We start from the raw sequence: 21,285 nt of genomic DNA on the forward strand, positions 1-21,285 counted from the left end.
GGACGACTCAAAAGAACAATAAAAACGAGGACAGCATGGTCAAACCGATTCTAACAACTTTCTGCCTCGCTGCAGGGTATTTGCTGGCGCCCTTAGCGGCGAGCGATTCCGTCGACGATCGGCTCAGTGAACGCGGGTGGCACAAGGTTTGGTCGGACGAGTTCGACGCGGCTGAGATCGATTTAAGCCAGTGGAGTTTTGAACAAAACTGCTGGGGCGGTGGCAATGGCGAGAGCCAGTGCTATACCAATAATGCCAAGAACGCTTATGTAGAGGAGGGCATCCTCAAGCTGGTGGCCAGGCGCGAAACCGTCAGCGGTGCTGCGCAAAACGAAGACTCAGCAGACTATGATCCGGCTCTGACGGTGACCAAAGGTTACAGCTCGGCGCGGCTGCGCACGCTCAATAAGGGTGACTGGACCTACGGCCGCTTCGAAATTCGCGCCAAACTGCCGTCCGGGCAGGGCACCTGGCCGGCGATCTGGATGTTACCGACCGATTACGTCTATGGCGGTTGGGCCGCATCGGGTGAAATCGACATAGTCGAAGCGGTTAATCTCGGCACTCGCTCGGATGCCGCCGATGCCGAAGACGGCGAGCGCGAAACGCGAGTGCACGGCAGCCTGCATTACGGGCAGGCTTGGCCCAACAATGTGCATTCCGGGAGCAGCTATCGTCTGCCCAATGGCGCCAGCCCGGCGGAGGCTTTTCACCGCTATGCTATGGAATGGCAGGCGGGTGAAATCCGCTGGTACGTAGACGACGTTCATTACGCAACGGCGCGCTCGGCCGGATGGTATAGCCAATACCAAGATCAACACGCAGAGTGGGTCAACGGTCCGGGCACAGCGCCCTTCGATCAAGCCTTTCATCTGATTTTGAATTTGGCGGTAGGCGGTGCCTGGGCTGGAGCAGTCAATCAGACTGGCATCGATGCGGCGGCATTTCCGCAAACCTTGGCGGTCGATTACGTGCGCGTCTATCAATGCCGTGAGGACAAGATTAACGGTCGCGGCTGTGGCGCTAGCGATAGCCGCGCCGAAGTGGTGCTCGGCCACACAGCCCCTGCTTTGAGGTCTATTGAAACCCGCTAGGTTGATAGCCAAACGAACCGAATGAAAGCTTAGCCAACAGATGCCGTCCCGAGGGCGAGTCCGTTGGCTCAATTGAATATTGTTGATAGGAAAGCAGATGTCTACACGCCCAGAAAAGTATGCTCATGCCAATGCCCATGCGGTCGTAACCGAGGGTCAGTTCTGCGACTACCGCAATGAGCGTTATTATCGCATTGATGCCTATGACCGGATGGCGACCTTTTTTATGTCGATCGTCAGCGCCGACGATCATTGGCTATTCTTGGCCAGCAATGGCGGCCTCAGCGCGGGCCGCCAGAATGCTGAAAAGGCACTCTTCCCCTATTACAGTGAAGATAAGATTATCGACATGGCCCACTGCACCGGGTCGCTGAGTTTGATTCGCGAACAGGACCGCCTCTGGCAGCCCTTCAATAGCCTCGATCTTGCGCCGGCCCAGGGCCAACGGACCCTCTATAAGGGCGTGCGCGGTGACCGAATTATCTTTAGCGAACGACTCGATGAGCTGACTTTCGAGTACGGCCTGTCCTTCAGCGAGGCCTTTGGCCTGGTTAAAACCAGTCGGCTGACCAACCATTCAACACGCCCTCGAACGCTCGAGCTGTTAGACGGCTTACAGAATATATTGCCGGCGAATATCGAATCGGCCACCCAGAACAGTCAAAGCGTGTTGCTCGATGCCTACAAGTCGGTTGACCTGATCGACGATCGGCTGGCCCTGTTTTACCTAAGTTCCCGCCTGACCGATGTGGCCGAGCCATCGGAAAGTTTGCTCGCCAATGCGCTCTGGTCTTGCGTCAGCCAGGGCGCCTGGTCGTTTCGGGTGTCGCTCGACGGTCAGGCCCCGCGGCGCTTTGCTCAGGGTCACTCATTGAACTTTCCAGAGCGTGCCCGGGGTAGCCGGGGGAGCTATTTCGTCACCAGTACGGTCACCCTGGCGCCAGGTGAAACGATCGAGTGGCTGACGCTGGCAGAGGTCAGTCTCGATAACAACGCCCTGCTGGAGCTGCGCCATCGTCTGGCCGATGGGCAGATCGCCCACCAGGTGCTGGCCGATATCGACCTGGGGGCTGCTAAGCTGACGGCCCATTTGGCGAAGGCGGATGGCAGCCAGGTCAGTGGGCAGGAGGCCACGGCTGTGCACCATTGGGCCAACAGCCTGTTTAACATTATGCGCGGCGGTTTTTTTGAGGACGGTTATCGGCTCGCCCGAGGCGATTTGCACAAATTTGTACGCACGCGCAATCGCACTCTAGGTGATTTGGCCTTTTGGCAGACCCTGCCGGAGCAGCTCTTGGTGACCGAGCTGGACGCCTATCTGCCCAGCGCTGGCGCAGAAGATTTGGCGCGTTTGGTGCACGAATATTTACCGATCAGTTTTAGCCGGCGACACGGCGATCCGAGTCGGCCTTGGAATCAATTTTCGATCAATCTCAAAGACGATCAGGGACTCGCCATTAAAGACTTTCAAGGCAACTGGCGGGATATTTTCCAAAACTGGGAACCTCTGGCCCTGAGCTATCCGGAATTTCTGCCCGCGATGATCAGTAACTTTCTCAACGCCACCACCGCGGACGGTTACAACCCCTATCGAGTAACCCGTGCCGGGATCGAGTGGGAGACGCCCGAGCTCGATAATCCCTGGTCCAACATTGGCTATTGGAGCGATCATCAGATCATCTATTTGTCCAAGCTGTTGGAGCTGCAATATAAGATCAAGCCGGCACTGTTGCAGGATTGGTTTGAACGCAAACAGTTCAGTTATGCCAATGTGCCCTATCGGATCAAAGGCTTTGCCGAGCTGCGCGTCGATCCTTATAACAGTATTGAATTCGATGCCGAGCTGGACGCGCGCATCATGGCTCTGCACGACACCCTCGGCGCCGATGCTAAGCTGGTGTGGGTTGGCGACTCAGTAGCAGGAGGGGCGCAAGGGCCGGGGCAGGTCGGTGCGGCCCGTGTGCTGCACGTTAACCTGATGGAAAAGCTGCTGACTCTGTGGCTGGCCAAGCTGAGTAACTTTGTGCCCGGTGGTGGCATTTGGATGAACACCCAGCGCCCGGAATGGAACGATGCCAACAACGCCTTGGTGGGCTGGGGTCTGTCCGTTGTCACTCTGGCCTATCTGCATCGCCACCTAAGCGCGATGCAAGAGCAATTAGCGGGGCTGAGTGGCGAATTGTCGGTGTCTGTGGAGGTGGTCGCGTGGTTTGACCGGGTCAATGCGCTATTTCAGACGCGCTTTGCGCCTGCGGACCCCGAGCAACGTTTGGCCGCACTCGAGGCCCTGGCGCGCAGTGGCGATCAATACCGATCGGCGCTCTATCAGTCTGGCCTGAGTGGTCGGTTCGAGACGCTCAGGTATGCAACGATACAAGACTTTCTGACCCGGGTATTGGCGGCGCTGCACGATACCCTGCAGTACAATCAGCGCGCGGATCGCCTGTACCACGGCTACAATCTTCTCAATTTGACCGGGCAGGGGGCAACGATCGATCATTTGCCGATGATGTTGGAAGGCCAGGTCGCCATCCTGGCCTCGGGTCTGCTCGGTTCGGCACAGAGCCTTGAATTGCTGCACGCGCTGCGTCACAGTGACCTCTTTCGAGCCGACCAGCACACTTATCTACTCTATCCGAACAAGCAACTGCCGGCCTTTATGGCCAAAAACCATATTGCCGCCGAGCTGTTTGCGCAGACCCCCGATGCGGCCGCGCTGTTAAAGCGGGGGGAGGTGTTCAAACAAGACCGAGATGGCGGGCTGCATTTTCGTGCCGAGTTGCGCAATGGCGTCGACTTAGCGCAGCGCTTAACGCACTTGGGCCTGGCCGACGCAGAACAGAGGGGAATCTTGGCATTGTACGAGGCGACCTTTGCCCATCGCGCCTTTACCGGTCGTTCAGGCTCGTTTTTTGGTTATGAGGGGCTCGGCAGCACCTATTGGCATATGGTCTCTAAGCTGCTCCTAGCGGCGCAAGAAAGCTGGTTGCAGGCTAAGCGTCAGGGCGCTACTCCAGAGCAGATTCAGCAATTGGCCGAGGCCTACTACGATATCCGCTTGGGCATTGGCTTTAACAAGACTCCTGCGCACTATGGTGCCGTACCGACCGATCCCTACAGCCATAGCCCAGAAAACGGTGTTGCGCGGCAACCCGGTATGACCGGGCAGGTCAAGGAGGAACTGTTGACCCGCTTGGGTGAGTTCGGGCTGTTCTGGGCCGATCAAGCGATCGATATACTGCCTGGGCTACTCAAGGCCAATGAGTTTATTGAGTCTCCGACCGCCTTTGCCTATATGGATCCAACTGGGCAGTGGCACTCGTTGAATTTGCCGGCTGGCAGTCTGGCCTTCACCTTGGCGCAAATCCCCTTCGTGTATTTTCGTCGGGATCGCGCAGAGCTGGCCATCAGGGTCTATATGAGCGAGGGTGAGGTACGGCATGTAGCTGAAGGGCGACTGCCCCCGGAACTGTTTGCGGACCTATGTCAGCGCAATAATCGTATTCTACGGATCGAAGTAGACTTTCCAATTGACAGCTTACTGGCGACCGAGTAAAACCTCTGCATCTAAAGAGACCTCAACAAATAAGAAGAATATGACAACGATAAAGGAAGTGTCCGCGCTGGCAGGGGTATCCCAGGCCACCGTGTCGCGGGTGATGAATAGCAGCGAACGGGTCGCCGACGCGACGCGACGCAAGGTCAAGGCGGCTATGCTCGAATTGGGTTACCAACCCAATTCCGCGGCCCAATCCCTGGCCTCGAATCGCTCCAATACCATCGGTATGGTGGTTGCGTCACTCGACGGCCCATTCTATGGGCCGGTAATGTCGGGAGTCGAAGAAGAGCTGCGCGGTCGCAACAAGCACCTGATCATTGCCAGCGGCCACGGCCAGGCGCAGCAGGAGCAGGAGGCCATCAGTTTCCTGTCCAGCCGCCAAGTCGATGGTCTTATCTTGTTGACTGAATCGGTCGATGCGGACTACCTCAAAGGTCTTAATGCGCGTATCCCGATTTATCTGATCAATCAGCATATCGACGGCCTGGAAAGCCGCAATATGTGGTTGGATAATGAAGGCGGCTGCTATGCCGCGACCCAATATCTGATTTCGATGGGCCATTCCCAGATCGTCTGTGCCGGCGGTCAGAGCTATAAGCAGGATGCCAACGAGCGGGTTAGCGGCTTCATCAAGGCGATGACCGAGGCCGGTCTGGCGGTCAGTGAGGGCAGTATCGTGCGTACCGTGTTTGAGTTTTCCGGTGGCCTGGACGCGATGCAACAGTTTACCGCCTCAGGATTGCCCTTTACGGCAGTGGTGGCCGGTAACGATGAGATGGCGATCGGTATTTATGAGTGGGCCGCGCAGCACAAGATCCGCATTCCGGAAGACTTGTCGGTGATAGGTTTTGATGATGTATTGATGGCGAACTATGTCAAACCACGCTTGACCACAATGAATTTCCCAGCCTATGAAATGGCTCGGACCAGCGCGCGTATGGCGCTGGATGAAGTCTATGCTAAACGCTCACCGCAAGGCATGGAGTTTAAGCCCAACCTGGTGATTCGGGACAGTGTTCGGGATCTCAACGCCTGAGGCCAAGCCCCAGGCGCAGTAAACAGCTTAGACGTTAAACCGGAAGTGCATCACGTCGCCGTCCTTAACGATATATTCCTTACCTTCCAGACGCCACTTGCCCGCTTCTTTGGCACCGGCCTCGCCCTTGCAATCGATAAAATCTTGATAGGCAATGGTCTCAGATCGAATAAAGCCTTTCTCAAAGTCGGTGTGGATCACGCCGGCGGCGTTGGGCGCAGTGGCACCTACCTTAACGGTCCAAGCGCGCACTTCCTTGACCCCAGCGGTAAAGAAGGTCTGCAGCCCGAGTAGGTTGTAGGCGGCTCGGATGACCCGGTTCAAACCCGGTTCTGCCATACCCAGATCGGCCAGGAATTCCAGCTTCTCCTCTGTTTCCAACTCGGCAATTTCGCTTTCCAGTTTGTTGCAGATGACCACAACTTCGGCATTCTCTTTGGCCGCAATGGCGCGCACCAGGTCGAGGTAAGGGTTGTTTTCGAAGCCGTCTTCATTGACGTTGGCAATATAGAGCGTCGGCTTGATGGTGAGCAAGTTAAAGGGCGCTAAATCACGTTGCTCTTCGTCGGTCAGTTCAATCGAACGCACCGGGATCGCGAGATCGAGGGTCGGTTTGATCTTCTCCAACAGCTCAACCTGGCGCATGGCTTCCTTGTCTTGGCCTTTAGCCTTCTTCTGCAGACGCAACAATTGCTTGTCGACGCTTTCCAGATCCGACAGTGCCAGCTCGGTATTGATTACTTCAATATCGGAGACCGGATCAACCTTGTTGGCCACGTGGATAACATTGTCGTTATCAAAACAACGCACGACGTGGGCAATGGCATCGGTTTCACGAATATTGGCGAGAAATTTATTGCCCAAGCCTTCACCCTTGGACGCGCCGGCAACCAGGCCGGCAATGTCAACAAATTCCATGGTGGTTGGAATAATGCGTTGCGGCACGATGAGCTCGGCAATCTTGTCTTGGCGCGGATCGGGAACGGGCACGACTCCGGTATTGGGTTCGATGGTACAGAACGGAAAGTTTTCAGCATCGATGCCGGCCTGTGTTAACGCATTGAACAGTGTAGATTTACCGACATTGGGTAAACCGACAATTCCACATTTAATACCCATCTTGTGATCTCCAGAAATTATTCGGCTTTAAAGCTGTGTAGCTGATTCATCGCCTTGGCCCAGTCGCCGGAAAGGGCTAAGGGCAGTTGTTCGAGCGCGCAATCGATGGCCCGCTCTAGACTGATTCGTTCTTCCACTCGGGCCAGCTGCAACACGTAGTTGGCGACATCGCGCGCCGACCCCGGATGGCCGATACCCAAACGTAAGCGGTAAAATTCTCTATTGTTACCCAGGCAGGCGATAATGTCGCGTAGCCCATTGTGGCCGCCATGGCCGCCACCTTTCTTAAAACGTGCGTTGCCCGGTGCTATATCGAGTTCATCGTGGGCAATCAAAATCTGTTCGACCGGTATCTTAAAGAATTGTGCGTAGGCGCCGACCGACTGACCACTGCGATTCATAAAGGTCATCGGTTTCATCAACGCAATCTTTTCACCGTCTATCGTGAGTTGGCAGGTTTCTGCCTGATACTTGCTGTCATTTTTCCAGGTGCCCGCGTGCTGACGCACCAACTGATTGACGAATTCAAAACCGGCATTGTGGCGAGTTTGATCGTATTGCGGTCCTGGGTTACCCAGGCCAACGATAAAACGAATGACATCTTTCATGATAGGGTCTGCATGGTCCGAAATGTAAAAAAGGGCCGTGAAGGCCCTCTTAATTAGCGATCTAACACAGCATTACTCTGCTGCTTCTTCTACATCGCCGCCCGTTGCTTTAACAATAGAGACAACCGGTGCATCGTGGTCAGCACCCTTTTGCAATTCAATCAGCGTGACACCCTTAGGCAATTTCAATTCAGCCAAGTGAATGACGGTACCAACAGTCAAGCCAGCAACATCGACCGCGATAAACTCCGGCAAATCGCCAACCTTACAGGTAACTTCAACTTCTGATGCTGCGTGCAGCACCTTGCCACCGGCTTTAATAACGCCTTCTTCGTTCAGGAAGTGCAATGGAACGCGCTTATGAACGATGGTGCTCTTGGTAACGCGCTCAAAGTCAGCGTGCGTTGGGAAGCCGGTAGCGGGATGACGTTGAAGATCCATCAAGATGGCTTGCTCAGTCTTGTCACCGATTATCACGCTCAAAACATGAGAATAAAATGCTTCGTTCTCAAGGGCTTTGATCATTTCACGAACTTCGATGGTCAGGCTCTGTGGCTTGCGATTTTTAGCGCCGCCGTAAATAACTGCAGGTATTTTACCTTCGTGGCGCAGGCGGCGGCTCGCACCTTTCCCTGTCTCTCCACGAACTACTGCATTGATCTCAAAAATTCCAGACATTTTCTAATGCTCCAAAAATTAACCAAGCAGCATTTGCGACCAATGCTGCCCGTATTTATAAAGTGAGTTCCTAAGAAGTTGAGCCGAAAAAGACTCTAACTGTTGCGAATGTCGTCGAATTAACGAAACATTGCGCTGATGGACTCTTCGTTACTGACGCGTCGAATGGCCTCTGCGAGGACCCCTGACATCGAAAGCTGGCGGATCTTAGCACAGTTTTGGGCTGCGGACGAGAGCGGAATGGTGTCGGTCACCACCAGCTCCAATTGGGAGTTGGTGATCCGTTCGACCGCCGGGCCACTCAACACCGGATGGGTCGCGTAGGCGACAACCTTGCGGGCGCCAAACTTGATCAGGGCCTCTGCCGCCGAGCACAATGTGCCCGCAGTATCGACCATATCGTCGACCAAAACGCAGGTGCGATCGCTGACATCGCCGATGATGTTCATGATCTCAGCCTGATTGGCGCGCGGACGGCGCTTATCGATGATCGCCAGATCGGCGCCCAGCTGCTTAGCGATGGCGCGCGCGCGGACCACACCGCCGACATCGGGCGAGACGATGACCATATTTTCATAGCCTTGCTTCTGGATGTCGTCGAGCAGAATTGGCGAGCCATAGATGTTATCGACTGGGATGCTGAAAAACCCCTGAATCTGTTCGGCGTGCAAGTCGACCGTTAGGATCCGGTCTATGCCGACCACGGTAAGCATATCGGCCACGGCCTTGGCTGAAATCGGCGTGCGCGATGAGCGCGGTCGGCGATCTTGACGGGCATAGCCAAAGTAGGGAATTACTGCGGTGATGCGCCCGGCGGAAGCCCGGCGCAAGGCGTCGGCCATAAAGATGATTTCCATCAGATTGTCATTGGTCGGCTGGCAGGTTGGCTGAATGATGAAGACATCTGCCCCGCGTACGTTTTCAATGAGATCGATGGCCACTTCGCCATCGCTGAACTTACTGATTGAGGCTTCCCCGAGTGGAATAGCCAAGCGCTCGACAACCTTCTTCGCCAGTATGGGGTTGGCATTTCCCGTAAAGACCATCATTTTTGACACTGCTATCACCCTTGTTTGGCTGGTTTGGATAAAACATAACCGGGTGTCAATGCCACCCAGTCTGGAAACTGGGTCAGGCTGCTGGCGACCGAAGTTGGCGCAGCGCCGTTGATTGGTTGATGCCCTGGGCGAGGAATACACTCAGCTCGGGGTGGTCCAAGGTTAATCGTTGCAAAACATCACTCGCGCGGCTCTTATCGGTAAGGCTTAAAAATAGGCAGGCCCCGGTGCCGGTCAGCTTGGCATGGCCATAGGGCTGACAAGCCTGGAAGGCCTTGTCTATAGAGGGATAGAGCATGCGCACCAAGGGCTCAAAATCATTATGGCCAGACTCGGCAAGCGCGGCGTCGATTGTGCTGGTTGGGGTATCACGTGTCAATTCCGGGTGTGCAAAGAGTTGGGGCGTGGCCACATGTTCGTGGGCAAAGACCACCAGATACCAGCGCTCGGGCATCGGCATCGGCGTTAAGCGTTCACCAATGCCCTCGGCCCAAGCCGTTTGCCCGGCAACAAAGACCGGCACATCCGCGCCCAGGCGGATGGCGAGCATCAGCAGGTCCGCTTCGGACACCTGTAAATTGTAGAGCTGATTCAACGCCAGCAGCGTACTGGCGGCATCGGAACTGCCGCCGCCTATGCCGCCGCCGAGCGGCAGACGCTTGTCGAGATGGATGTCAACATTAAAGGTATGGCCACTAAAAGCCGCCAGTGCGGCAGCCGCACGGATCACCAGATTGTCGTTGTTGGCCAGCTCTGGTTGATTGCAGGTGAGGACGACGCCGCCCTGTTGCCGGACGGTAAAAGTCAATTCATCTCCAAAATCCAGCAATTGAAAGAGCGTCTGCAATTGATGATAGCCGTCGGGACGACGTCCGGTAATGTGTAGGAATAAATTCAGTTTGGCTGGCGCGGATAGAGTAAGGCTATGAACAGACAATTGAGACCCTTAGGGCTATGTAACTGTTAGGGCATTTTAACTGCTAGGGCAGTGCAGCTAGGACAAGGGTGAGGTGGGTAACCAAGCTTTGATGATCAGTTTACCGCGATCCTCGCCGTTGATGAAGACTAATTTTCGCGGCAGGTTGATCGGTGCGGCAAAATAATCGTTGATATCGACCGTCCACCCGGCCTGAACGATCTGGTTGATCTGGCCCTGGTCATTGCGGCGTATCGAAAAGGGGCCCCCGGGACGGGTTTCGCCCCGTACCCAGAATTGCAGATAATCTAACGGCAGGTCCATCGAGGTGGCGCTATATAACAGGCCATTGAGGCTTTGTGCGCTCTGCCGCTGGCCGTCCTTAGTGAGGCTCACTCGGCCAGGCTCGCCCTTGATGCTGATCTTACCCTGGCCGAAGGGTCCGCTGAGGACAATTTGAAACAGTTCGTTTTGTTGCACCCAATCCAAATTAAAGCTGGTGGCTTGAGTTGGGTTTTGAATCGCCATTTTGCCATTGAACGCCCAATCACCCTGAACCGTCTGAGTTTTCGGGCTGATTAGGCTGCAACCGGATAAGAGTATCAGCGCGACCAGGAGCAGAGCACTTGGGGCGGTATTTGATCTATTCACTAAACAGCTCGGTTAAGATATCAATTTGGGTGCTGTCAGGATAGTTACGGATGACCTCAGCGAGCAGATCGCGCGCCTCGCTCGGACGCTTGAGGTCCCACAAAACCTGAGCGAGATGGGCAGCAACCTCATCATTTTTCATTCGACTGTAGGCCTTCTGTAGCCACAACAGGGCCTGATCGAGATCGCCAATACGATACAGATGCCAGCCCTTTGAATCCTGATAAGCAGGATTGTCCGGTTCCGTGGCCAAGGCCTGATCAATATAGCGACCGGCGGTGTCCAGATTTTTGTTCATGTCGGCCCAAGAGTAGCCCAGCGCATTAAGCGCATTGGCGTTATTCGGCTCCTGTTGCAGCACCGCGACAAGATTGCTTTCCATAAGCACCATTCGGCCGAGTCGCGCAGCCAAGAGTGCCTTGTCGTAGAGCAGGTCAGCGTTGTCCGGATATTGCTGCAGTGCGTCTTCAAGACTGGACCAGGCCTGATCGCTTCGGTCAATTAATTGATAGTAGTTGGCTTGCAAACGCCACAGGACCGGCGCCATGTCAGGCATGGACAGCTTGCCTGCCGCGATCGCCGCCTGAATGCGTTGCTCGTCTTGCGGTCGAGCCAGGGCAATCCATTCAGCCAAGGCAGAGCTCAGATAGGGCGTCTCAACAACCCTTTCAAAGTGGTCCGCGGCCAGATCGGGTAGTTCGTTCAACAGCTCTATTCGGCCCAAAAAATAATGCGCCTCATTGCTATAGGCGGTGGTCAATAGGTGAGTGTAGACCGCGGTAGACGAGTCATAATCCTGGTATTCAAAGGCCGCCCGCGCATAGGTCCGGCTAATAGTCGGTTCGGTCGCGAAGCGGCTGTGTAATGCTTTTAAGGCGTCCAAATTGCCGGGCTCGTAACTGAACAGGTAGCGACTGTACTGCAGGGCAACCTGTCGATTGGTCGGTTCTTGCTTGGTCAGCGCGACAATGGTTTTTTTGGCTTCCTCGTCACGCTCCAGGTTGAGCAAAAGTTGAAAGCGAAAAAGCTGGACCTGCAGGTTTTCTTCCACAGCCAGGGCCTGATTGACTAATTGCAATGCGGCCTCAGGTTGGTCCTCGATTATCTTAAAACGTGCCAGGGTATAAGGCAGGCTGCCAGAGTCAGGGTGTTTTATCAGCAAGTCGGTTAGGCCCCTATCCAAAATTGCGCGTTGCGCACTTTTCAGAACGTCATAGGAGGTTAATATAAGGCTAACATCGGCTGTTGGGTCGACCACCAACCATCGATCCAGGCTGACCAAACCTTCGTCTATCCGTCCGATGGCGATGGCGGAGACGCTATGGGCCATTAGGGCCGTGGGGTCCTCGGGTCGCAAAAGTAACCATTTTTCCGCCATCGGCAGCATGGCACTGTAGTTGCCAATGCTCTGATTAAGCGCCACAGCCCGATTGATGGCCGCTACGTCATTGAAGGATGCACCCACTTCGCTATAGAGAGCGGCTGCGGCCGCGTATTCATGGCGATTGGTCGCAATCTCGGCGAGCAGCAATTGAAAAAGACTCTGTCCGGACAGCTCCTGATAGGGAATAGCCGGCGCTGCATTGAGCGCTTGGGCGCTCGAGGGGTTAGTTGGACCGGCTAAATTGGCGCAAGCGGACAGCAAAAGGCCTGCGGAAAGCGTAAATAAAGTGTTCAGTCTGATAGCGAATTGCATAATATTCCCGATAAAACATGGTCTGTGGCGCGACAGTGGCAATTTGTATTCAATACTTACGCGGATATTAGCATAGCTTATATCGCCTATTTTCGGTAAAACGACTAGAATACCGCCTTTTTACACAAATAAGGTTTCACCCAAGCGATGTCGTTATTGGCCATCGGTATAAATCATAATACCGCTTCCGTAGCAGTTCGGGAAAAAATAAGCTTTATGCCAGAAACGATGTCCGCATCGCTTAAGGCTGTGTTAGGCCTGTCCGGCGTACAAGAATCGGTGATCTTATCTACCTGTAATCGCAGTGAGATCTACTGTTACAGCGACGATGCCGACCGCTCAACGGAAGCGGTGATCGTCTGGCTGGCCGCTCAACATAAGATCCAGGAGGATGAACTCCGTGCCTGTCTCTATGTCCACAGTGAAGAGCAAGCCGTTAGCCATATCAGCGAAGTGGCCTCGGGTTTGGACAGTATGGTGCTGGGTGAACCACAGATTTTAGGACAACTGAAGTCGGCCTATGCCGTGGCGCAGGAACATCACAGCGTGGGCGCCCACCTCAACTATATGTTTCAGCACAGCTTTAAGGTTGCCAAGCAGGTCCGAACCGAAACCGCTATCGGCGAAAATGCAGTTAGTATCGCTTTCGCCGCGGTGAGCCTGTCGGCACGGATCTTTTCTGATTTTGCCAGTTGCCGTGCTCTATTAGTTGGCGCCGGTGAAACCATTGATCTGGTCGCTCGGCATCTGCGCGAAAAGGGGGTTACTCAAATCACGGTCGCCAACCGTACCCTAGCCCGGGCCGAGGTCTTGGCCAAGGAGTTCAATGCGCGTGCCTGTTTGCTGTCCGATATTCCCGATGAATTGCCGCATGCCGATATTGTTATTTCCTCAACAGCCAGTCAACTGCCGCTGATCGGCAAGGGCATGGTGGAGCGGGCACTTAAACAGCGCAAACACAAACCGATCTTTATGGTCGATATCGCCGTGCCACGCGATATTGAAAGTGAAGTCGCGGACCTTTCAGATGTCTTTCTCTACACCGTCGATGACCTGCGCTCGGTAATAGAAGACAGCAAACGACAGCGCGCCAAGGCCGCGGTAGAAGCCCGGCTGATTATTGATCAACAGACGGCGAGCTTCATCACCAATCTGAATGCCCGCTCTGCTTCGGATGCCATTAAGCTAATCCGCAGTAACGCCGATAGCATTCGTCAACGCGAATTGGATAAGGCCATACGCGCCTTAGCCGCGGGCGGAGATCCGAGTGTGGTAAGCAAGCAACTGGCGCACAATATTACCAACAAATTAATGCATGCCCCGACGGTGGCGCTGCGCTCTGCACATGAGCAGGGTGATTCAGCAGCCAGTGATTGGGCCTTGCGATTATTCGACATAGACGGCTAAGGACAACATGAAAGAATCGATCCGTTACAAGTTAACCGAATTGTCAGAGCGGTATGAAGAACTGGGCGTCCTGCTGTCGCAAGCCGCGGTGATTGCCAAGCAAGACGATTTTAGGCGCTATTCGCAAGAATACTCAGACCTTGAAGACGTGGTGCGCACCTTTGCCGCCTATCAAGCGGGCGAAGGCGATGTCGCTGAAGCGCTGGCACTGACCGACGATGCCGATCCAGAGATGCGTGAAATGGGTAAGGAAGAGTTGAAATTAGCGCAAGCCCAAGTTCTGCTCTTGGACAACGAGCTGCAGGTTCTATTGCTGCCCAAGGATCCCAACGATGGCAAGAACGTGTTTCTTGAAATTCGGGCCGGCACCGGTGGCGATGAAGCCGCGATCTTTTCCGGTGACCTGTTTCGCATGTATTCGCGTCACGCGGAGAAAATGGGCTGGCAGGTGGAAATATTATCCACCAGCGATGGCGAACACGGTGGTTATAAAGAAATCATTTCGCGCGTCAGCGGTGCCAATGTCTATTCACAGTTGAAGTTCGAATCCGGTGCGCATCGGGTCCAGCGGGTCCCGGAGACGGAAAGCCAGGGTCGGATCCATACCTCGGCCTGCACCGTGGCGGTGTTGCCGGAGGCCGACGAATTGGAAAAAGTCGAAATTGACCGCAACGATCTGCGTATCGACACTTTTCGGGCCTCCGGCGCCGGCGGTCAGCATGTTAACAAGACCGATTCGGCGATTCGACTAACGCACCTACCGACTGGCATGGTGGTGGAGTGTCAGGATGAGCGCTCGCAACATAAGAACAAGGCCCGAGCCATGTCATTGCTCGCGTCCAAGTTGAAAAATATGCAAGAAAGTGCCGCGGCCAAAGAGCAGGCCGATCAGCGCAAATCTCTGGTCGGCAGTGGCGATCGCTCGGAACGGATCCGCACCTATAACTTCCCACAAGGCCGGGTTAGCGACCATCGTATCAACCTAACCCTTTATAAACTTGATGAAGTTATGAGTGGGCAGTTGGAACATATCATTCAACCGCTGCGCATCGAACATCAGGCTCAGCTGTTTGCCGAAATGGGTCAGCAGTGACCCTAAGCGTTGCCGATGCCCTGATCCAGGGCCAAAGTCTGGGTCTGGACAGCGTCGATGTGCAGGTGTTGCTCGCTACCGCGCTGCAAAAGCCGCGCACATTCCTCTTGGCTTTTCCGGAGCGCCTACTCACCGAGCATCAAGCGATTCGCTACCAAGGTTGGTTGGCACGCCGAGTGACTGGCGAACCCGTTGCCTATTTAGTGGGCGAACGTGAATTTTGGTCACTTGCCTTAAAAACCAACGCCAGTACCCTAATTCCCAGACCCGACACCGAAATATTGGTGGAGACGGTCCTCGCCCATTTTGGGCCGGCACCGCGAGTGTGTCTCGATCTGGGCACGGGGACTGGCGCTATCGCCTTAGCCTTGAAGTCGGAACGTGCCGCCTGGCATGTTGCCGGTCTCGATCGACAAGCGGCTGCGGTCCAGCTGGCGCAAGAAAATGCTCTGGCCTTGGCTTTGGCGGTGGAGTTCCGTGTGGGCGATTGGTGCGACGACGTGGCGCCTGGATCGGTGGATTTATTGGTCAGTAATCCACCCTATATTGACGCTAACGATCCCCATTTGCAGCTTGGCGATGTGCGCTTTGAGCCAAGCAGTGCGCTGATCGCAGATCGCGGTGGTCTGGCGGCGTTTGACAAGATCATAGCGCAGGCGCGTATCTGTTTGAGTGCCGGGGGTGGGCTGTTTTTTGAACACGGCTGGCAACAGGCATCGGCCGTCAGAGCCCTATTAAGCGACGCGGGCTTTAGCCGAATCGAGACGGTCACCGACTACGGCGGCAATGCCCGGGTCACCCTCGGCTATCTCCAGCCCTAGGCCCTAGAATACCAGTAGCATCAGGGTTTGCGCCACGCAGGCAGGCCGGCGGCAACCTTCTATTTCAACGGTTATTTCTTCAGTGACCTCCAGGCCGCGCCGCACCAAGGCGACATGGATGACCTTTTTCGACGCCCGCAGTCGAGAACCGGTTTTTACCGGATAGGGGTAGCGCACCTGATTCAGGCCCATATTCACGACCATCTTAGCGCCCGGATAGGTCGGTGCCTCGGGATTCACGGCACCGATCAGTTTGGGTATCAGGGCCAAGGTCAGAAAGCCATGGGCAATGGTGCCGCCGAACGGCGAATGTTCTTTCGCTCGAACCACATCGGTATGGATCCATTGGTGATCATCGGTGACATCGGCGAAGCGGTCAATCCGCTCTTGATCGACCGTGAGCCATTCACCGACCAGCGTGACCTGATTCATTTGCGCCGACAGTTGTTGGAGCATTTTTTGCGCATCGGAGCCCATTTTTTCCGGCCAGGCCTGATCGCTATTTTGGGCCTCGGTACCGACGCCGAACTTGGTCTGATCCAATACCCAACTGAGCCATTGGTTGTTGCGGGCATTGTTCATCGCGCCGATAAAATAGCCGCGCACCTGGGGATTGACCAAGTCCATGATCTCGGTCCGGTTCTTCGCCAGACGATCGCTCTTTTCCTTTAATAGATCTATCACATTCATGCAAAACCCTTAGTGCCATCAGTTTTAATAAAAAACGGCGGACTTTTCATTCCTTCCTTTGCCGGGAGCTAGTATATGGACTTAAAAAACGAGTTGATAGGCAGTAAAAATTAATATACGGCTGTCCATCTTTTATTGGTTGATCTAACCGGCCCGCCAGGCAGGCGGCTGTTATGCGCAAAACATCGTTCCCCGCCAGCATCGGTTAAGGGCGCCGTTGATGTGGTTGGCCGGCAGAGTGAGGGAAGGAATGCGTCCCGTGGCGGTTGCGCGCCTTTGTAATTTTAATGAGGGATTAAACTTACCCTAGGGTTTAGTTTAATCCCTTTTCGAACGGGGAAAGGGTCGAAAAGCCTGGGGGGTGGGGTTAGCCTGAGCCGCGTTCATTGGTCACTCATCTGGTCCGCCTGAATAGCCGTCAGCGCGATGGTGTAGACAATGTCCTCAACCAACGCCCCGCGTGATAAATCATTCACCGGCTTTCGCAAACCCTGCAACATGGGGCCAATGCTGATCACGTTGGCGCTGCGCTGCACCGCCTTATAGGTGGTATTGCCCGTATTGAGATCGGGAAAAACAAACACCGTAGCCCGACCCGCGACCAAACTGTCCGGTGCCTTACTGGCCGCGACCGACGGTGTGCTGGCGGCGTCATATTGCATGGGGCCGTCAATTAGCAGGTCGGGGCGCAGTTTTTGCGCAATACGCGTGGCTTCACGGACCTTTTCAACATCGCTGCCGGTGCCCGATATGCCGGTCGAATAGCTGATCATCGCAATGCGCGGTTCAATACCAAAGGCCCTGGCCGAATCGCCCGATTGAATGGCAATATCGGCCAACTCTTCGGCATTGGGGTCTGGATTGATCGCGCAATCGCCATAGACAACAGCCTGATCGGGCAACAGCATAAAGAACACCGACGATACCAACTTGGTATTGGGTCGGGTTTTGATCAGTTGCAGGGCGGGGCGAACGGTATTGGCCGTGGTGTGGATGGCCCCGGCGACCAAGCCGTCGACATCATTCAGCGCCAACATCATGGTACCCAAAACGATCGGGTCTTCCAGTTGGGCTTCGGCCATTGGCGCGCTCAGGCCCTTGTGTTTGCGCAGCTCAACCATGGCGTCAATATACTTGGGTACGGCGATGGCCGGATCGATGATCTCGATGGAGTCGGGCAAGATGATATCGAGGGTTTGCGCGATACGTCGAATCTCATCGGGATTGCCCAACAGGACGCAATGGGCAATGCCCTTTTCGTGGCAAATGGCCGCGGCTCGAATCGTGCGCGGTTCACTGCCTTCCGGTAAAATAATGCGTTTGGCCGCTTTGCGGGCGCGTTTGACCAGCAGGTGACGGAAGGCCGGCGGCGATAAACGCCGCTCTTCAATAACCTGGGCCCGTTCGGCCAACCATTTGGCATTGATCGAACCGGCCACCGCGTTCATCACGCTTTCCATGCGCTGGATGTCATTGGCCGGGACTTCGGTATTCATGGAATTCAACAGCTGGGCCGAGCGGAAGGTATTGTGTTCCGAGGTCAACACCGGCAAACCGGTTAAGAAAGCCGAATGGCACAGATCCATCACCTGGGGAATGGGTTGTAGACCGCCGGTTAGGATGACGCCTGCCAGCGGCACGCCATTGAGCGCCGCCATGCAGGCCGCGAGTAAAATGTCGTCCCGATCACCGGGCGTCACCACTAGGGTGCCGGCCTTGAGCGTATGCAGCATATTGGGCATGGTGCGCGCACAGACGGTTATGGATTGCACCCGCCGTTCGCTCATCTGGCCCTCATTGATAATGCGCGCGCCCAAGTGCTCAGCAACATCTGCGGTGCGTGGGGCAACCAGTAAAGGGTTCCATTGCACCGCGCCAATGCATTTAAAATCATCTTTCTGGAATATCGGCAAGATGGCGGCAAATTCCTCGGCACTGTGGTGTTTGGCCGTGCCCAGCTCCTCTGGGTCTTCTTCGGCGATCACCTGCTGACTGGCCGGCGCTGGCGCACCAACCTTGTTGAGGATGCAACCGACCACTTTCCTATGATGGATGCCACCGAATAGACTGGCCGTCATCTTAATGCGTTCATTCAGTTGAGCCGTGCTGTCGCTGTTCTTGGCCGAGACCAGAATAACATCGGCGTCCAACGCCTTGGCCATATTGCGATTCAGCTCGGCGATGTAATTTTCATCGGCAACCGGCACCAGGCCTTCGACGATTAGAATGTCAGCATCTTCGCCCGACGCCTGGGAGAGCTGGATGACTTCTTCCATCAGGCGGTCGGCCTGGCCCAGGGCCAGTTGCTGCTGAGCATGGGCCAGCTTGATTGGCTTTTCTGGGTGTAAGCCGAGCGTTACATTGACTAGGTGGGTTGAACGTTCAGGGCCTTGCTCCTTGTCAAATTGCTGGGCGATCGGCTTGCAAAAAGCGACTCGAACGCCCAATTGCTCCAAGGCTCGGACCAGGCCGAGACAGACCGATGTGAGGCCAGTGCCGGCGCCGGTGGCGGTGACAAAATATGTATATTTCACGTTGCGTTACCTTTTAAGCTATCGCATTAAATTAGAGCTAGAGCGGCTCGGGCAATCATTAATTCTTCTTTGGTCTCAATGACCACGACCTTTGGGCCTGGCCCGGTCGAGATGACGCCGAGCATATCGCCATTGCGGGCATTGAGCTCGTTGTCCAATCGGAAGCCAAAGATCGCCAGATTTTCAATCACCGTAGCGCGAATAAATCGAGAGTTTTCGCCGATACCGCCGGTAAATACCAGGGCATCCAGGCGGGTCAGCGCGGTTGCCAAACCGCCGATATGGCGCGCCAGGCGAAAGCAGAAAACCGCCAGCGCCAATTGTGCCCGTTCGACCCCCTCATTAGCCGCGGCCTCCAAGGTGCGCATATCATTGGACAGGCCCGAGAGGCCGAGCATACCGCTTTCCTTGTTGAGCATGTTGGTAACCGTTTCGACATCCCAACCCTTCTGTTGGTACAAAAACTGGTGCAAACCCGGGTCGACATCGCCACTGCGCGTGCCCATGACCAGGCCTTCCAGTGGCGTCATACCCATCGTGGTGTCCATTGATTGGCCGTTGGCCACGGCACAGGCGCTGCAGCCATTGCCCAGATGGGCGCTGATGATGCCGTGCTGCGCGCTAATACCCAATCGTGTGGCGGCTTCGGCGGCGACGTACTGATGGCTCACGCCATGGAAACCATAGCGGCGCACACCCTGTTGCTCATAGAGCTTATAAGGCACCGCATACAAGAAGGCCTTGGGCGCTAGGCTTTGGTGAAAGGCGGTGTCGAACACCGCGACCTGAGGAATGTCTGGATAGAGCGTCGCCAGTGCCTCTATGCCAGCCAGATTGGCCGGATTGTGTAACGGTGCCAGCGCAATACACTGACGAATGCTAGCCAGGACCTCATCCGTTACGATAACCGGATCACTAAAAACCTCGCCGCCGTGCACCACACGGTGACCGATCACCTTGGGCAAGTGATGCAACAGCTGCTGCTCGGTCAATACCGCAATGATCTGGGTCAGGACCGTTGCATAGTCGCTGTCGTGTAGGGCTTGGCGATATTCGCCATCGGCCCAGCGCAGCGTCAGCGCGGCAGCGTCTGAGCCGAGCCGTTCTGCCAGTCCACTGGCGGTTTCGGTCTGATGAGTCATATCAAAGAGTGAGAATTTTACCGAAGAGCTACCTGAGTTTATGACGAGAATATTTTGTGACATTGTCCAGCCTGATAGTGTTGGCGTTGAATTCATGCGAAGAGGCATATTGCAGGGATTATACCCAGCAACACCTAAAAAAACCCAGAAAGGTAGCAAATACGGCTACACTGGCTGCTCACAGCCATCCAATTGAAGGTTTGCCGATCATGATGTCGATCCAATTGAAGCGAATTGTGCGGATTTCTCCCTTACTTTTCATCTGTTTAATGAACCAATCGGCTGCTAAGTTGATGGTGGTCATCGAACAGGCCGCCGTGAGCGGTGGTTATCTTATCGTGCAGACCGATCCAGGCAACTCGGTTCAGTTTCAAGATCGTCTGTACCAGACCGATAGTGACGGTTATCTAGCCATTGGCATTGGCCGAGAGCTTGCCGGCCAGCATGAACTGGCGGTCACCGATGACATCGGTCAGACCGAAAGCCTCGACCTGTGGATTGACAGTCGGAGTTTTAATATTCAACGGGTGAGTGGGTTGCCGAAGGAGTTGGTCACGCCACCCAAATCGTTCACTGATCGAATCGTACGCGAAGCACAGGCGGTCAAGCGTGCACGAGCCGCAGGCAATGAGCTTCTATTTTGGCGCGAAGAACAATTTATTTGGCCGGCTCAGGGTCGCATTTCGGGCGTCTATGGCAGTCAACGCTACTATAACGACATTCCCGGCTCGCCCCATTGGGGCGTTGATATTGCCAGCCCGACCGGCTCCCCTGTGATAGCCCCGGCTGGGGGTATCGTGGTCCTGGCCGAAGCGGATCTCTATTTTAGCGGCGGTACGCTGGTCTTGGATCACGGGGGCGGCCTGAGTAGCAGCTTCCTACATCTATCTAAACTGTTGGTTGAGGTCGGCCAGGTGGTTGCCCAAGGTCAATTGTTGGCTGAAATCGGCGCATCCGGTCGTGCCACCGGGCCACATCTGGATTGGCGGATGAACCTGCACGGCGAACGGATCGATGCCGTGCTCTGGGTTGATACGCCGGTGCCCTGAGGGCCAATTGCCCAGATAGGACCCCGACCGCTAAATAATCATTCCGCTAGGCAAATGAGGCAGTTAATTCCCTTGTGTTTTTTTTCAAGGTTCCGCACCATGTCTAGGTCAAACACGTATAAAAAAAATAGAGA

At 55.1% G+C, this 21,285-nt stretch carries 17 protein-coding genes; 7 read left to right on the plus strand and 10 right to left on the minus strand.

Going from position 1 to position 21,285, the window contains the following annotated elements; genetic code table 11:
* The first annotated feature begins 35 nt into the window (after positions 1-35).
* The 3 genes from REIFOR_RS06830 (at position 36) to REIFOR_RS06840 (ending at position 5,689) form a co-directional block, all read left to right on the plus strand.
* On the plus strand, positions 36-1,094 hold the full coding sequence (locus REIFOR_RS06830; RefSeq protein ID WP_100256849.1) for a glycoside hydrolase family 16 protein: 1,059 nt from the start codon (positions 36-38) through the stop codon (positions 1,092-1,094).
* Between the two features lie 97 nt (positions 1,095-1,191).
* Complete coding sequence (locus REIFOR_RS06835) at positions 1,192-4,650, plus strand: hypothetical protein (RefSeq protein WP_100256850.1); 3,459 nt, start codon at positions 1,192-1,194, stop codon at positions 4,648-4,650.
* 40 nt (positions 4,651-4,690) lie between these two features.
* Complete coding sequence (locus REIFOR_RS06840; protein ID WP_100256851.1) at positions 4,691-5,689, plus strand: LacI family DNA-binding transcriptional regulator; 999 nt, start codon at positions 4,691-4,693, stop codon at positions 5,687-5,689.
* A 27-nt stretch (positions 5,690-5,716) separates the two neighbouring features.
* Here REIFOR_RS06840 and ychF read toward each other — a convergent pair whose 3' ends face one another.
* The 7 genes from ychF to REIFOR_RS06875 form a co-directional block, all read right to left on the minus strand.
* Positions 5,717-6,808, minus strand: a complete 1,092-nt coding sequence (ychF, locus tag REIFOR_RS06845; RefSeq protein WP_100256852.1) for a redox-regulated ATPase YchF — start codon at positions 6,806-6,808, stop codon at positions 5,717-5,719.
* Between the two features lie 17 nt (positions 6,809-6,825).
* The gene (gene pth / locus REIFOR_RS06850) at positions 6,826-7,416 is read right to left on the minus strand and encodes an aminoacyl-tRNA hydrolase (RefSeq protein ID WP_100256853.1); all 591 of its coding nucleotides are present in this window, start codon (positions 7,414-7,416) and stop codon (positions 6,826-6,828) included.
* A 72-nt stretch (positions 7,417-7,488) separates the two neighbouring features.
* Positions 7,489-8,094 (minus strand): 50S ribosomal protein L25/general stress protein Ctc, encoded by a 606-nt coding sequence (locus REIFOR_RS06855; protein WP_100256854.1) that lies wholly within the window; start codon positions 8,092-8,094, stop codon positions 7,489-7,491.
* Between the two features lie 119 nt (positions 8,095-8,213).
* Positions 8,214-9,152 carry a ribose-phosphate pyrophosphokinase gene (locus REIFOR_RS06860; RefSeq protein WP_193437326.1) on the minus strand — a complete coding sequence of 313 codons (939 nt, stop codon included), beginning with the start codon at positions 9,150-9,152 and terminating at the stop codon, positions 8,214-8,216.
* 73 nt (positions 9,153-9,225) lie between these two features.
* Positions 9,226-10,089: a 4-(cytidine 5'-diphospho)-2-C-methyl-D-erythritol kinase gene (gene ispE / locus REIFOR_RS06865; protein WP_100256856.1), complete on the minus strand. Its 864-nt coding sequence runs from the start codon at positions 10,087-10,089 to the stop codon at positions 9,226-9,228.
* A gap of 57 nt (positions 10,090-10,146) precedes the next feature.
* On the minus strand, positions 10,147-10,719 hold the full coding sequence (gene lolB, locus REIFOR_RS06870; RefSeq protein WP_100256857.1) for a lipoprotein insertase outer membrane protein LolB: 573 nt from the start codon (positions 10,717-10,719) through the stop codon (positions 10,147-10,149).
* On the minus strand, positions 10,712-12,364 hold the full coding sequence (locus tag REIFOR_RS06875; RefSeq protein WP_158524313.1) for a tetratricopeptide repeat protein: 1,653 nt from the start codon (positions 12,362-12,364) through the stop codon (positions 10,712-10,714). Before REIFOR_RS06875 ends, lolB begins: the two co-directional genes overlap by 8 nt.
* Positions 12,365-12,562: 198 nt before the next feature.
* Between REIFOR_RS06875 and hemA the strand changes: the two genes are divergently transcribed.
* The 3 genes from hemA to prmC are packed head-to-tail and all read left to right on the plus strand — an operon-like array spanning position 12,563 to position 15,736.
* Entirely contained in the window at positions 12,563-13,822 is a 1,260-nt protein-coding gene (hemA, locus tag REIFOR_RS06880) for a glutamyl-tRNA reductase (protein WP_100256859.1), read from the plus strand.
* A 7-nt stretch (positions 13,823-13,829) separates the two neighbouring features.
* Positions 13,830-14,915, plus strand: coding sequence for a peptide chain release factor 1 (prfA, locus tag REIFOR_RS06885; protein ID WP_100256860.1), 1,086 nt, complete (start codon positions 13,830-13,832; stop codon positions 14,913-14,915).
* Entirely contained in the window at positions 14,912-15,736 is an 825-nt protein-coding gene (prmC, locus tag REIFOR_RS06890; RefSeq protein WP_100256861.1) for a peptide chain release factor N(5)-glutamine methyltransferase, read from the plus strand. Before prfA ends, prmC begins: the two co-directional genes overlap by 4 nt.
* 3 nt (positions 15,737-15,739) lie before the next feature.
* Here the strand turns inward: prmC and REIFOR_RS06895 are convergent, their stop codons facing one another.
* From REIFOR_RS06895 to REIFOR_RS06905, 3 genes are all read right to left on the minus strand, one after another.
* A complete protein-coding gene (locus REIFOR_RS06895; RefSeq protein WP_100256862.1) occupies positions 15,740-16,426 on the minus strand; it encodes a MaoC family dehydratase in 687 nt (228 codons plus the stop codon).
* A 383-nt stretch (positions 16,427-16,809) separates the two neighbouring features.
* Complete coding sequence (gene pta, locus REIFOR_RS06900) at positions 16,810-18,960, minus strand: phosphate acetyltransferase (protein ID WP_100256863.1); 2,151 nt, start codon at positions 18,958-18,960, stop codon at positions 16,810-16,812.
* 26 nt (positions 18,961-18,986) lie between these two features.
* Entirely contained in the window at positions 18,987-20,210 is a 1,224-nt protein-coding gene (locus REIFOR_RS06905) for an acetate/propionate family kinase (protein WP_319418072.1), read from the minus strand.
* 101 nt (positions 20,211-20,311) lie between these two features.
* Here REIFOR_RS06905 and REIFOR_RS06910 point away from each other — a divergent pair, with 101 nt between their 5' ends.
* Positions 20,312-21,151 (plus strand): M23 family metallopeptidase, encoded by an 840-nt coding sequence (locus tag REIFOR_RS06910; RefSeq protein ID WP_100256865.1) that lies wholly within the window; start codon positions 20,312-20,314, stop codon positions 21,149-21,151.
* Positions 21,152-21,285: the final 134 nt, after the last annotated feature.

Source organism: Reinekea forsetii (assembly GCF_002795845.1).
Lineage (GTDB): Bacteria > Pseudomonadota > Gammaproteobacteria > Pseudomonadales > Natronospirillaceae > Reinekea > Reinekea forsetii.

Coding starts and splice junctions, on each gene's coding strand:
- REIFOR_RS06830 (WP_100256849.1), top strand. CDS start 36: ATGGTCAAACCGATTCTAACAACTTTCTGCCTCGCTGCAGGGTATTTG.
- REIFOR_RS06835 (WP_100256850.1), top strand. CDS start 1,192: ATGTCTACACGCCCAGAAAAGTATGCTCATGCCAATGCCCATGCGGTC.
- REIFOR_RS06840 (WP_100256851.1), top strand. CDS start 4,691: ATGACAACGATAAAGGAAGTGTCCGCGCTGGCAGGGGTATCCCAGGCC.
- ychF (WP_100256852.1), bottom strand. CDS start 6,808: ATGGGTATTAAATGTGGAATTGTCGGTTTACCCAATGTCGGTAAATCT.
- pth (WP_100256853.1), bottom strand. CDS start 7,416: ATGAAAGATGTCATTCGTTTTATCGTTGGCCTGGGTAACCCAGGACCG.
- REIFOR_RS06855 (WP_100256854.1), bottom strand. CDS start 8,094: ATGTCTGGAATTTTTGAGATCAATGCAGTAGTTCGTGGAGAGACAGGG.
- hemA (WP_100256859.1), top strand. CDS start 12,563: ATGTCGTTATTGGCCATCGGTATAAATCATAATACCGCTTCCGTAGCA.
- prfA (WP_100256860.1), top strand. CDS start 13,830: ATGAAAGAATCGATCCGTTACAAGTTAACCGAATTGTCAGAGCGGTAT.
- REIFOR_RS06895 (WP_100256862.1), bottom strand. CDS start 16,426: ATGAATGTGATAGATCTATTAAAGGAAAAGAGCGATCGTCTGGCGAAG.
- REIFOR_RS06905 (WP_319418072.1), bottom strand. CDS start 20,210: ATGCCTCTTCGCATGAATTCAACGCCAACACTATCAGGCTGGACAATG.
- REIFOR_RS06910 (WP_100256865.1), top strand. CDS start 20,312: ATGATGTCGATCCAATTGAAGCGAATTGTGCGGATTTCTCCCTTACTT.